This is a genomic window from Actinoallomurus acaciae (genome assembly GCF_042429965.1).
GTDB classification, from domain to species: domain Bacteria; phylum Actinomycetota; class Actinomycetes; order Streptosporangiales; family Streptosporangiaceae; genus Actinoallomurus; species Actinoallomurus acaciae.
In genome coordinates this window covers 1-12,704 of the sequence record NZ_JBHLZP010000235.1, presented here as the reverse complement: position 1 = coordinate 12,704, position 12,704 = coordinate 1, and the positions used below count along the sequence as shown (strand labels likewise).

General features: G+C 71.3%; 11 protein-coding genes and 2 pseudogenes. 6 read left to right on the top strand and 7 right to left on the bottom strand.

The window, feature by feature from the left end:
* Positions 1-331 (top strand): annotated as a pseudogene (locus ACFFNX_RS27355) (transposase family protein); the annotation flags it as partial.
* A 95-nt stretch (positions 332-426) separates the two neighbouring features.
* Here the strand turns inward: ACFFNX_RS27355 and ACFFNX_RS27350 are convergent.
* Entirely contained in the window at positions 427-1,422 is a 996-nt protein-coding gene (locus ACFFNX_RS27350) for a zinc-dependent alcohol dehydrogenase family protein (RefSeq protein ID WP_378208275.1), read from the bottom strand.
* Positions 1,423-1,676: 254 nt separating this feature from the next.
* On the opposite strand from ACFFNX_RS27350, the gene ACFFNX_RS27345 reads away from it, so the two are divergent.
* A complete protein-coding gene (locus tag ACFFNX_RS27345) occupies positions 1,677-2,084 on the top strand; it encodes a DUF2625 family protein (RefSeq protein WP_378208272.1) in 408 nt (135 codons plus the stop codon).
* Between the two features lie 36 nt (positions 2,085-2,120).
* On the opposite strand, the gene ACFFNX_RS27340 is transcribed toward ACFFNX_RS27345, so the two are convergent.
* Positions 2,121-4,370, bottom strand: a complete 2,250-nt coding sequence (locus ACFFNX_RS27340; RefSeq protein ID WP_378208269.1) for an ATP-binding SpoIIE family protein phosphatase — start codon at positions 4,368-4,370, stop codon at positions 2,121-2,123.
* A gap of 78 nt (positions 4,371-4,448) precedes the next feature.
* Complete coding sequence (locus ACFFNX_RS27335; RefSeq protein ID WP_378208267.1) at positions 4,449-5,153, bottom strand: iron-dependent transcriptional repressor DtxR; 705 nt, start codon at positions 5,151-5,153, stop codon at positions 4,449-4,451.
* A gap of 163 nt (positions 5,154-5,316) precedes the next feature.
* On the opposite strand from ACFFNX_RS27335, the gene ACFFNX_RS27330 reads away from it, so the two are divergent.
* Entirely contained in the window at positions 5,317-5,964 is a 648-nt protein-coding gene (locus ACFFNX_RS27330; protein WP_378208264.1) for a UdgX family uracil-DNA binding protein, read from the top strand.
* Between the two features lie 13 nt (positions 5,965-5,977).
* Here the strand turns inward: ACFFNX_RS27330 and ACFFNX_RS27325 are convergent, their stop codons facing one another.
* Together ACFFNX_RS27325 and pdxH are read right to left on the bottom strand one after the other, a co-directional pair.
* Positions 5,978-7,324 (bottom strand): MFS transporter, encoded by a 1,347-nt coding sequence (locus ACFFNX_RS27325; protein ID WP_378208261.1) that lies wholly within the window; start codon positions 7,322-7,324, stop codon positions 5,978-5,980.
* Between the two features lie 303 nt (positions 7,325-7,627).
* Positions 7,628-8,281, bottom strand: coding sequence for a pyridoxamine 5'-phosphate oxidase (gene pdxH / locus ACFFNX_RS27320; protein WP_378208258.1), 654 nt, complete (start codon positions 8,279-8,281; stop codon positions 7,628-7,630).
* Positions 8,282-8,463: 182 nt separating this feature from the next.
* On the opposite strand from pdxH, the gene ACFFNX_RS27315 reads away from it, so the two are divergent.
* From ACFFNX_RS27315 to serC, 3 genes are all read left to right on the top strand, one after another.
* Positions 8,464-9,570: a citrate synthase 2 gene (locus ACFFNX_RS27315; RefSeq protein ID WP_378208256.1), complete on the top strand. Its 1,107-nt coding sequence runs from the start codon at positions 8,464-8,466 to the stop codon at positions 9,568-9,570.
* A 76-nt stretch (positions 9,571-9,646) separates the two neighbouring features.
* Complete coding sequence (locus ACFFNX_RS27310) at positions 9,647-9,961, top strand: hypothetical protein (RefSeq protein WP_378208253.1); 315 nt, start codon at positions 9,647-9,649, stop codon at positions 9,959-9,961.
* Between the two features lie 33 nt (positions 9,962-9,994).
* Positions 9,995-11,113, top strand: coding sequence for a phosphoserine transaminase (serC, locus tag ACFFNX_RS27305; RefSeq protein WP_378208249.1), 1,119 nt, complete (start codon positions 9,995-9,997; stop codon positions 11,111-11,113).
* A gap of 48 nt (positions 11,114-11,161) precedes the next feature.
* Here the strand turns inward: serC and ACFFNX_RS52395 are convergent.
* Both ACFFNX_RS52395 and ACFFNX_RS27295 read right to left on the bottom strand, forming a co-directional pair.
* Positions 11,162-11,438 (bottom strand): annotated as a pseudogene (locus ACFFNX_RS52395) (IS982 family transposase); the annotation flags it as partial.
* Positions 11,439-11,534: 96 nt separating this feature from the next.
* Positions 11,535-12,704, bottom strand: a 1,170-nt coding sequence (locus ACFFNX_RS27295; RefSeq protein ID WP_446678526.1) for a YqeB family protein, incomplete at its 5' end; no start/stop codon positions are given.

Here is a 12,704-nt window from a genome sequence, read left to right as displayed (position 1 = left end):
AGACCTCGACGAACGCAAACAAGCACTCCACCCGCCCCACGTCCACTGCCGGGCCCTGCCCGATCGTTTGCGACAAGGGCTTCGCCGGAGCCGGCATCGAAAAAGCCGCCGCCGACCTGGACCACCCGCTGATCCGCCCGTCCCGCGACGATGAACCCGCACCCCCGGCCAACACCTTCCCCGGCCGGCTACGCCAGCGGATCGAAGCGATCATCTGGACCTGAAGAACCAGCTCGGCCTCGAACGCCACAACGCCCGCACCACCGAAGGCCTATGGACACGAACATCCCAGCGAATCCTGGCCCTCAACACCGCGATCTGGCACAACTGACTCATCGGCGCACCCACCAAACGATCACTGACCACATACGACCACTGACCACCAGCCCACACATTTCCCATCAACGATCTAGGTGTGCTGTCGGGTTAGGAGACGCCTCTCAGCACGGCCGCGCCGTTGACCCGGTCGTCGGCCAGGTCCGCCAGTGCCTGGTCGGCCTGGTCGAGCGCGTACGGGGTGACGGCCACCGTCAGTGCCAGCCGGTCGGCGAGCCGGAGGAACTCCTCGCCGTCCGCGCGGGTGTTGGAGGTCACGCTGCGCAGCTGCCGCTCCTGGAACAGGTCGTCCTGGTAGTTGAGCATGGGCACGTCGCTGAGGTGGATGCCGGCGACGGCGAGCGTGCCGCCGCGGTCGAGTCGCCGCAGGGCGGCGGGCACGAGCTCCCCGGCCGGCGCGAAGATGATCGCCGAGTCGAGCGGTTCGGGGGCGGGGTCGAAGGAGTCCTGCGCCGAGTCCGCGCCGAGCCGCAGAGCAAGGTCACGTGCCGCCCTCGCCCGGGTGAACACGTGGATCCTGGCGCCCTCGGCCAGCGCGATCTGCGCGGCGAGGTGCGCCGATCCGCCGAACCCCCAGATGCCGAGCCGCCCGCCCGGCGGGAGCGCGGAGCGCCGCAGTGCCCGGTAGCCGATGATCCCCGCGCAGAGCAGGGGCGCGACCTCGATGTCCGGCCGGTCGCCGGGGAGGGCGTAGACGTAGGCCTCGGGCGCGACGGCGTACTCGGCGTACCCGCCATGGGCGTCCCAGCCGGTGTAGAGCGAAGAGGGGCAGAGGTTCTCCGCGCCGCGGCGGCAGTAGGCGCACATGCCGCACGTGTGGCGCAGCCAGGCGACGCCGACCCGGTCTCCCGGCGCGAACCGGTGCCCCTGCCGGACCACCTCGCCGACGATCTCGTGCCCGGGCGTGACCCGGGGCAGGTGCGGCGGCAGGTCGCCCTCGGCCACGTGCAGGTCCGTACGGCACACACCGCAGGCGCGCACCCGGACCAGCACCTCCCCCGGCCCCGGCTCGGGGACCTCACGCGTCACCGCCTCGATCGGCCCGGTCTCGATGGGACCCGGCCGGGCGACCTCCCATGCCAACACGCCTTCAGCGTACGACCCGGCCGCCCGGAAGCACACGAGCGAAACGACACGGTCGAGGCTCCAACGGCAGGCCCTCCAGCCACACGCGGATCCGTACGCCACACGCCCGCCCGGACCAGCACCTCCCCCCGGCCCGGGCACCCCTCTCAGCAGGGAGACCCGGGCACGCACCGTACGTAACGGATGCGAGAGCTCAGCGAGCTGATCGACGCCCCCGCCCGGCCCGTGCTGCGAAAGAGCTCGACGGTACCTCCGTGCCCCTGGAGGCCCTGCCCGGCGATGCCGAGCGGGGGACGAGCGTGCCTGCTCCAGCTTCAGGTACGAGGTCGTTCCTCGGCGCGCCGGTGCTGCACTTCGGCGGCCTCCTGCTGGATCAGGGCCGGCTGCGCGTCTACGGCGGCGGAGGTGACCCAGGTCGGCCGGGGCCAGCTGAGGTCAACCGCTTCCCCGCCGGCGTCGATCCCGCGTGGCAGCCGCTCGACGGCCTGGTCATCGGCCATGACGCCCTGGGCGGCAGGTTCGCCCTGAACTGCCACGGCCCGGCGACGGCCGGGCGCGCCGGGCCGAGTGGTCTACTTCGCGCCGGACTCGCTGACGTGGGAGCCCTTGGAATCGGCCACGCGACCTGGATGACCTCGGCTTCTGCCGAAAGTTCGGCCTGAACGACCCGGGCTTCCCCGACACCGCGTGAACGGCGCTCAGGACTTCAGCGGGATCTCGAACCAGACGGCCTTGCCGTCGTTGGTGGGCCGTGACCCCCAGCGGGCGGCGAGCTGGTCGACGAGGTACAGGCCGCGGCCGCCCTCGTCGGTCTCGCCCGCGCTGCGGATGCGGGGCAGGCGCATGTCCTTGTCGAGGACCTCGACCCACACCGAGCGCTCGCCGCGGCGCAGCCGGAGCGTGAACTCCTTGGTCGGCGGCTCGGGCCGGCCGAGCTCGGGGAGCTTCTCCCACGGGTCGTCGAAGCCCGCCGGGCCGTCGAGGCCGAGCGCCCCTTCGAGGACCAGCTCCCGGCGCGGGGCCGGTGTGTTCGCGGCGTGCAGGACGACGTTGGTGACGACCTCGGAGACCAGCAGGCAGGCGAGCTCGGCCTGTTCGTCCAGCATCCCCCAGTTGGCGAACGTCTCGGCGGCCATGCGCCGGGCCTCGGAGACCATGATGGGCTCGGCCTGGAAGGTGCGCTGTTCGACCTGGAGCCGGACCGGGTTGGTGCGGACGACCACGATCGCGACGTCGTCGTCGATGTCGCCGGGCACGGCCTCGAACGCCGCGTTGGCGATCGCCTCGACGTCCTTGCGGTCGGCGCGGCGCACGGACTCGCGCAGCATCTCGCGGGCCTGCTCGCGGCTGTAGTGCTCGCCGTTGTCCTTCGGCCGGCGTTCGATCAGCCCATCGGTGTAGAGCACGAGCGTGGTGCCCGGGGGCAGCTCGCGCGTCTCCTCCTCGTACAGGATCTCGCCGCCGAGGCCGGGCTCGCGCACGCCGAGCATCGCGCCCTTGCCGACCGCCTCCATGTCGATGACCTCGCCGTCGATCAGCAGCAGCGGCGGCTCGTGCCCGGCGTTGGCGAAGGACAGGATGCGCGACCAGGCGTCGTAGACGAAGTAGGTGCACGACACGAGCGGGTGGCGCCGCTCCGGCACGTCGACCGGCTCGATGCCCGGCTCCCGGTAGCCGCCGGGGCCGACCATCGCGCGGACCCATTCGTCCAGCTTCATCAGGATGTCGGCCGGCGGCTTGTCGTCCTGGGCGAAGGCGCGCAGCGCGGCACGGAGCTGCCCCATCACGGCGGCGGCGCGTGCGCCGCGGCCCTCCACGTCGCCGATGACCAGGCCGACCCGGCCCGCGGACAGCGGGATGACGTCGTACCAGTCGCCGCCGACCTGCGTCTGGATGCCCTGGCCGTGGGACTCCAGCGGACGGGCCGGCTCGTAGCGCCAGGCGATCTCCAGCCCGTCGAGGTGCGGCGGGCGGTCGCCGGGCAGCAGGTTCTTCTGGAACGCCAGCGCCGTCTCGCGCTCCTCCTCGAACAGCATGGCGTTGTCGATGGCGAGCGCGACCCGGCTGGCGATCGCGCCGACCAGGTCGCGGTCGAAGCCGTCGTAGTGCGGGTCGGGCCGCCGGCTGATGCCCGACAGGGCCAGGCTCATCACGCCGAGCACCTCGCCGCGTGCGAGCAGCGGCGCCGCGATCACCGACGTGATGCCCAGGTCGTCGCCGAGCTGCTTGCTCGCGGCGCTGGGCGCCGTCATCCGGTCGGCCACGACGTCCTCGACGACGACCGCGTCGCGGCGTGCGAGGGCCTTGGCGCAGAAGTGACCGGACGGGTAGGCGACCGTCTCGCCGACCTCGGCCCACGTGCCGGGCGGCGGCGCCCAGTCGCCGCCGTGCCGCGAGACACGGCGGATGAGCTTCTCGCCGGCGTACAGGTCGATGAAGCAGTGGTCGGCGAACTGCGGCACGAGGGTGTCGGCGACCCGGCGCAGGGTCTGCTGGAGCTCCAGTGACGCGGCCAGCCGCTCGCCGATGCGCTCGAGCAGGCCGTAGCGGTCCTGGTCGCGCTGGTTGCTGCGCAGTGCCTCGCGGGCGAAGATCACAATGCCCTCGACGTCACCGGAGGGGTGACGCAGCGGCACGGCGTACGCACGCGTGTACACGGTGCTGCCGTCCGCCCGCAGGTTGCAGAACGTGCCTTCCCAGACCGCGCCCTTCAGGACGTGACGGGCCAGCTCCCTGGCCTGGTCGTGGTCCTCCTCGGCGATGCCGAGCGACAGGATCGACCGTCCGATGTACTCCGATCCGCCGAAACCCAGCAGCGTCTCGGTGAAGGCGTTGCAGTAGATGACATTGCTATAACGATCGCAGACGATGACCGCCATGTCCGCCTGGCCCAGGACCGTCTCGGGCGGCAACAGCGGATCCACGGGCGGTTCACCCCAGCGCTTCATACGCCCGCCACCTCGCCATTGCCGTCCCCTTCCCTGTTGAACGACGGACGACGGCCCGGGATACGTGGAATGGGCAACTCAGCGCTTGGAGACGAAGACGTGGGAGGCGATGCGGCTGGGGAGCTCGGTCGAGGGGCTGTCGGAATCATCGTCGCGCGTCACCCTGACACCGTCGTCGCCTGCGGCAAGCGTCACCTCACGTCCCGGTTGTATCCCAACCTGCTTGAGTTTAAGCATGAGCGCGGTGTCGCTCTGGACCTGCTCGCTGATGCGCCGGACCACGACGGGGGTGCCGGCGGCCGTCGCGACGTCGGTCATGAGGGCGAGCGGCTCGCCCGGCGGCGGTTCGGGGATGTCGGCGTCGAGTTCGTTCAGGCCGGGAATCGGGTTGCCGTGCGGGCACGTCGAAGGGTCTCCGAGCAGGGCGACCAGCCGCCGCTCGACCGACTCGGACATGACGTGTTCCCAGCGGCAGGCCTCGACGTGGACTTCTTCCCACGGGAGACCGATGACGTTGACGAGTAGGCATTCGGCCAGCCGGTGCTTGCGCATCACACGGACCGCAAGGGAGCGGCCGGTTTCGGTCAGGTCGAGATGCCGATCACCCTCTACTCTCACCAGGCCGTCGCGCTCCATGCGCGCCACCGTCTGGCTCACCGTCGGGCCGCTCTGCGACAACCGCTCGGCGATTCGGGCGCGAAGCGGCACGATGCCTTCCTCTTCGAGCTCGAAGATCGTCCGGAGATACATCTCCGTGGTGTCGATCAAGCCGTGTGCGGTCAAGGTTTTCCTCCAGTTCGCTCCTGATGCTACGGCCGATCGCGACTCTGCGGGGAGCGGGCGACGGCAAGAGCGATCCTTATCTGTTCATATACCCGAACGTGAACCGTCGATGTGGTCTTCCCGCCACTTGGAAGAGTCTTCTTGGCGATAGATTGGTTTCGTCATGCCACGTTTCGAGGGGGCGGGGCGCTGGGTCCCGCCGGGAGCCGGGCTCGACGGCCTGCGCCGCGCCGCGCAGGACTGCCAGGGCTGCGACCTGTACGAGAACGCCACACAGACCGTCTTCAGCTCCGGATCGGCGTCGGCACGGGTCGTCCTGATCGGCGAGCAGCCCGGCGACCAGGAGGACCGCCAGGGCGCCCCGTTCGTCGGCCCGGCCGGGAAACTGCTGGACAGGGCGCTGGTCGAGGCCGGAATCGAGCGTTCCGACGCGTACGTCACGAACGCCGTCAAGCACTTCCGGTTCCGCCAGGAGGGGCCGGGCAAGCGGCGCATCCACCAGACGCCGGACGCGGCCCAGATGACGGCCTGCCGTCCGTGGCTCGCCGCCGAGCTGCACATCATCGACCCCGACGTCATCGTGCTGCTCGGCGCGACCGCGGCCAAGGCGCTGCTCGGCCCGTCGTTCCGCGTCACCCGCCAGCGCGGGCGGCTCATCCCCCGGCCGCCCATCGACGACGAGACCTCCCGGCAGAACGCCTGCTACGTCGCGACCGTGCACCCGTCGGCGGTGCTGCGGGCCGACGACCGCGACGCCGCGTACGCCGGGCTGGTCTCGGACCTCAAGGTCGCCGCCGAGGTGCTGGGCTGACCGGGCGGTCCCCTTACCCCCGCTCGTCCGCCGGTCCGCGTGTGGAGGCCGTGTAGCGGCGGAACGACGGCACCGCGAGCCCCGCGACGACCACCAGTCCCGCGCACACCAGGCCTCCCCCGGTCCACGACGCCGTCGCGCCGGCGATCGAGGCGGTGACGCCGGCGCGCAGGTCGCCCAGGCGCGGTCCGCCCGCCACGACGACGGTGAACACCCCCTGCAGCCGCCCGCGCATCTCATCCGGGGCGTACGTCTGCAGGATCGTCTGCCGGAACACCGCGGAGACCAGGTCGGCGGCGCCGCCGACGGCCAGCAGCAGCACCGCGAGCCACAGCGAGCCCGCCAGGCCCGAGGCCGCCACGGCCAGGCCCCACACCACGATGACCGCGATGAGGGCGATGCCCTGCCGCTGGATCCGGCCGATCCACCCGGACACCAGACCGCCGATCACGGCGCCGATGGCGATCGCGGCGACGAGCCAGCCGACCGCCTCCTCGCCGCCGAAGCGCGTCTCCGCGACCTCGGGGAACAGCGCTCGGGGCATCGCGACGCCCATCGCGATGATGTCCACGACGAACGACATCATCAGCACCGGCCGGGTGAGCAGAAAGCGCAGCCCCTCCACGACCGAGCGCAGCCCGGCCCGCCGGATCTCGCCGCCGATCGGCGGCAGCGCGGGCAGCCGCACCGCGGCGTACAGGCCGACGGTGAACAGCACCGCGTCGATCCCGTACGCGACCGCGTAGCCGCCGTGCCCGATCACGACGCCCGCCAGGACCGGGCCGATGAACGTGGCCACCTGCGAGGCGGTGAAGTTCAGCGTGTTGGCGGCGGGCACCAGGCGTACCGGGAGCAGGCGCGGGATGACGGCACCGCGCGTGGGCGAGCTGATCGCGAAGCCGACCGCCTGGACCACCACCAGCCCGATGATCAGCGAGACGCTCCCGACGTGCAGGAGCGACTGTGCCAGCAGGCCGAGCGTGGACACCCACGTGACGAGCGAGGCCATGATCAGCAGCCTGCGGCGGTCCATCATGTCCGCGACCGCGCCGCCCCACAGTCCGAAGACGATGAGCGGCACCAGGTTGGCCGGCCCGAGCAGGCCGACCCACAGCGAGGACTTGGTCAGGTCGTAGACCTGGACCGAGATCGCCACGGAGGTGAGCTGGAAGCCGGTGAAGGACACCGCCTGCCCGATCCACAGCCGGCGGAACGCCGGCAGGCCGAGCGGGCGGGTGTCGATGGCGGCCCGCAGGACGAGGTTCCGGACACGCTGGGAGAACGAAGGATGCGCGTCGTCGGGGGCGTCGGACGACGTCGTCGCGGAGGGGCCGGGGGATGATCGGGGGGCGGTGCTCACCGATCGGTCCGGAGGAGGCCCGATCCTTCAGGGCCGGGAGGGATCCGGCCCTCGGTCGGGGTGGCGCGGCGTGGCCGGGACACCCCTGAACATGAAGCGCTCATTATCGTCTTTCCGTCTTTGGATGGCCCGCGGGCAACGGTCACGCGCCCCACCCGGACTTTCTGCACAAGACCGGCCCGGCCTGGTCCGCGACCACGGCGGTCGACGACCTGGCCGTGAGGAACAGAAGGCCGTGAGGAACCAGAAGCGGGAACCCCGCCACGCGAGGGCCGCATCCCCGCACGTCAGGGCGCGGAGCAGTCAAGGGCTAAGTCTCTCCACCACCCATTTGTCCGGTTCATGTGCGTCGGGACGACGGTATCGCAGGCGGTCGTGCATCCGGTTCGGCCGCCCCTGCCAGAACTCCACGCTCACCGGCACCACGCGGTAGCCGCCCCAGAAGTCCGGCAGCGGCACCTCGCCCGGCCACCGCCGGGCCAGCTCGGCGTACCGGCTCTCCAGCTCCTCACGGGTCACCACCGCGGACTGGTGCTCGCTCGCCCACGCCCCGAGCCGGGAGCCGTGCGGCCGGGTGCGGAAGTAGGCCGCGGACTCCGCGCGGGACAGCCGCTCGGCGGTGCCCTCGACGATCACCTGCCGGTGTACCGCGTGCCAGGGGAACACCAGTGACACTCGGGGGTTCTCGGCGATGGTCCGCGCCTTGCGCGATCCATGGTTCGTGAAGAAGCGAAAATCTTCTGGTCCGTACCCCTTGAGCAACACCGTGCGAGCGCTGGGCGTACCGTCGGCGGTGGCCGTGGAGAGGATCATGGCGTTGGGCTCGGGCAACTCGGCCGCGACGGCGTCGGCGAACCAGATGTCGAACTGGCTCAGCGGGTCGGCGGCGAGGTCGTGCTCGTCCAGCCGGGCGTCCTTGTAGGACTTCCGGAGGTCGGCGGGGTCGGTTCGCTCCACGACAGGACATCCTCTCGCGTCGCCCCGGGGATGACACGGCAGGGTTCCCGCATAGAGTTGCTGGAAACGAAAAAATTGCGCATATCACACCCCCCCGGGTACTGAGCAGCGTGCAAGAAGAGGTTCAATTATCAGTCGGGTCTGTACACCTACACCACAGGGGACGAAAGGCAGGACAGAACATGTCCGACTTCAAACCCGGCCTCGAGGGCGTCGTCGCCTTCGAGACTGAGATCGCCGAACCGGACAAGGAGGGCGGTGCTCTCCGATACCGGGGCGTCGACATCGAAGATCTCGTTGGCCACGTCTCCTTCGGTGACGCATGGGGTCTGCTGGTGGACAACAGCTTCGACCCAGGACTGGCACCCGCCGAGCCGTACGTGCTCCCGGTCCACTCCGGTGACGTACGGGTCGACGTCCAGAGCGCTCTACCCCTCATCGCGCCGGCCTACGGCATGCGCCCGCTGCTGGACATCAGCGACGAGCAGGCCCGCGACGACCTGGCCCGGGCTTCGGTGACCGCGCTGTCGTTCGTGGCGCAGAGCGCTCGCGGCCTCGGTCTGCCGATGGTTCCCCAGGAGCGGATCAACGAGGCCCGCACCATCACCGAGCGGTTCATGGTCCGCTGGCGCGGTGAGCCGGATCCCAAGCACGTCAAGGCGATCGACGCCTACTGGGTGTCGGCCGCCGAGCACGGCATGAACGCCTCCACCTTCACCGCCCGCGTCATCGCCTCCACCGGGGCCGACGTCGCGGCCTCGATGTCGGGCGCGATCGGCGCGATGTCGGGTCCGCTGCACGGTGGGGCGCCCGCCCGTGTCCTGCCGATGATCGAGAAGGTCGAGCAGCTCGGCGACGCCCGCAAGGTCGTGACCGACATCCTCGACAACCACGAGCGGCTCATGGGCTTCGGGCACCGCGTCTACCGCGCCGAGGACCCGCGTGCCCGCGTGCTGCGGCGCACCGCCAAGGAGCTGGGCGCGGCCCGTTTCGACGCGGCCAAGGCACTGGAGGACGCCGCGCTGGCAGAGCTGCGCGAGCGCCGTCCGGACCGCCCGATCGAGACGAACGTGGAGTTCTGGGCCGCGGTCATCCTCGACTTCGCCGAGGTGCCGCCGCACATGATGCCGGCCATGTTCACGTGCGCCCGCACGGCGGGCTGGGCCGCGCACATCCTGGAGCAGAAGCGCACCGGCCGCCTCGTACGGCCCAGCGCCCGCTACGTCGGCCCGGCGGCTCGTTCGGTGTCCGACGTGGACGGCTCCGCCGAGCTCACCACCAAGGTCTGAGCACACACGAGGAGCACGGCCCGCGGGTGCCCCCGGCACCGCGGGCCGTACGCGTCTCTCCCCCATCATGGGAACCATGTACACCGGCCCACGCGACGAGGACCCCGACGAACGCGACGCCGCCCTGCTGCGGGAGGAACGCGAGCGCGAGGAGCGCTCCGCGCGTCGTGACCGCGGCTCCCGCGTGGTCGTCGCCTGGGTGATGGCCGCCGCGCTCGCCCTGCTGTCCTACGACTCCGGCGGTGCCGCGATCGACGCCCGGCAGGACGGCCGGCCCTGGCGGTACCCGGCGTGCGTGTCGGCGATCTGCCTGCTGGGGCTCGTGTGGCTGGTGGTACGGATGGTGCGGCGAAGGCGCCGCACCCGGGTCTCACATCGCGGACCGGACTGAGCCGGGCCGGGTCGCTTTATTAGGCTTCATCGGGTGACCGACATCGTGATCCCAGACAGCCTCAAGCCCGCGGACGGCCGATTCGGCTCAGGCCCGTCGAAGGTCCGTCAGGAACAACTGGCCGCGCTCGCCGCCTCCGGCGCGACGTATCTCGGCACCTCTCACCGGCAGAAGCCGGTCAAGTCGATCGTCGCCAAGGTCCGCGAGGGCCTGGCGGAGCTGTTCGCGCTGCCGGACGGATACGAGGTGCTGCTGTCCAACGGCGGCACGACCGCGTTCTGGGACGCCGCGGCGTTCGGTCTCGTACGCGAGAGGTCCCAGCACGTGGTGTTCGGGGAGTTCTCCTCCAAGTTCGCCAAGGTCGTCGAGAAGGCGCCGTGGCTGTCGGACCCGTCGGTGATCGAGTCCGCGCCGGGCACGCACGCGGCGCCCGTCGCCGAGGACGGCGTCGACGTCTACGGCCTCACGCACAACGAGACCTCCACCGGTGTCGCGATGCCGATCGAGCGGCCCGCCGGGACCGTCCCGGATCGCGGCCTCGTCCTCGTGGACGCGACCAGCGGCGCCGCCGGCCTCCCCGTCGACGTCACCCAGACCGACGTCTACTACTTCGCGCCGCAGAAGGGCTTCGCCTCCGACGGCGGCCTGTGGCTGGCCCTGGCCTCGCCGGCGGCACTGGCCCGCATCGAGGAGATCGCCGCGTCCGGGCGCTACATCCCGGACTTCTACGACCTGAAGGTCGTGGTGGACAACTCGCGCAAGGACCAGACCTACAACACGCCGGCCGTGACCACGCTCATGCTCATGGCCCAGCAGATCGACTGGTTCCTCGCCCAGGGCGGCCTGTCCTGGTCGATCGGCCGCTGCGCCGACTCCGCCCAGCGGCTCTACACCTGGGCCGACAAGACGTCCTACACCACGCCGTTCGTGACCGACCCGGCGCAGCGCTCCCAGGTCGTGGGCACGATCGACTTCGAGGGCGTGGACGCCGCCGAGGTCGCCAAGGTGCTGCGCGCCAACGGCATCGTCGACACCGAGCCGTACCGCAAGCTGGGCCGCAACCAGCTGCGCATCGCGATGTACCCGGCCATCGACCCGGCCGACATCGAGGCCCTCACCGTCTGCATCGACCACGTGGTCGAAAGGCTCTGATCACACGGGTCAGGCCCCGGCTCCACCTGGATCGTTGATGGGGAATGGTTCGGCGGTGGTGAGCATCGGTTTGGCGCCCCAGTAGAAGGCGTGGTGGGAGGCATCGCGTCCGTGGCCGGCCATGTCGCCCATCTGCGAGCGGTTCACCGTGGTCCGGGAGGCGCCGCGGCGCACCGGGGGTACCGTCCATCAACCGCAGCCGGTCGTGCCGGCGGGGAGTGGCTCTGGCCGGCCCCGGCCTGCCGCGCTGCTCACGCGAGGGCAGGACATGGCCATCCGGATGGACATGGAGTGCGGTCACAAGGGCGTCCAGGTCTGTATTCACACACTGATCATGGACGCCCTTCGCCATGCCCACAGCCAGCCCAACAACCCCCATCAACGATCTAGGCGACCGTACGGGAGTCTCTCACCGCGCCGGTCACAGCTCGGGAGGCGGTGCGGCACCGTGACCGGCGTCGGGCGGGCCCCACGGGAGGCCGTGGCGCTCGCAGGCGCGGCGTAGCTCGGTCAGGTCCGGCGGGAAGGACACGCGGCGCAGGACGCGGCCCGCCGGGCTCCACACGACCAGCCTCGGCGCGTCCGCCTCGTCGATGCCGACGCCGCCCAGCGCCTGCCGGGTGACGCTCCACTCCGTACGGCCGAGACGCGTCACCGAGGAGATCCCCGAGGCCGAGACGCGCAGCTGCGGGCGGTTGCGGTCGTACAGCCAGGCGCCCGCGAGGCCGAGGACCAGGCCCGCCGGCGCCGCCCACGCCAGCGTCGGCCAGAACCCGCCGAGGTCCACGCGCAGCCACAGCGAGCCCAGCACCGCGACCAGCTCGCACAGCGTCGCGGTCACCGCGTACGCGAGCGCGCGCGTGCGGGTCGGCACGTCGAGCCGGACCTCGGGCAGGGTCTTCTTCGGCTTGTCCTTCACCGGCTCGGCGGTCTCCAGGCGGGTCATCGAGCCGTAGAAGGCGGCGTTGACGTACGCGTCGTACTCGGCGTCGGTGATCGGGAGCTGGACCCGCCGCGCCGCGTCGCGCAGGTCGGTGCGGGAGATCCGCAGCATCGACAGCGGCGCCGCGAGGAACTCGTCGCCCTCGTCGTCGTACATCCGCAGCCAGGCGTGCCCGTCGACGGTGAGCAGTTCCATCCCGCCGATGCGGTCGCGCGGCATGCGCAGGATGACGTCGCCGGCGCCGTCGGCCCAGCCGATGCCGTCGTCGTCGACGACCAGGCGTCCGCCGGGGACGCGGGAGAAGATCTCCGGCAGCCCGGCCAGGCCGTACTCCGACGGTCGCGGGACGGCCTGGTCGGGCGTGACGACGTGGTAGCCGCGCTCGTCCAGCGCGTGGGTGAGCTGGAAGGCGTCCAGGCCGTGTGCGGGCAGCCGGGCGAGCACCTCGAGGCGGTGGCCGAACAGCGTGACGACGGTCTGGTCGGCGGTCGGCCGTCCCGACAGCGGGTCGATGGCCGTGCCGGGGCCGACGACCGCGGCGGCCACCGCGCCGCCCCGGACCCGCCACTCGCCCACCGTCGCGTGCCGGATACGCAGCTCGGACGGCATGATGGTCCAGCTCAGCGGGGCGCTCCGCAGCCGCCGGCG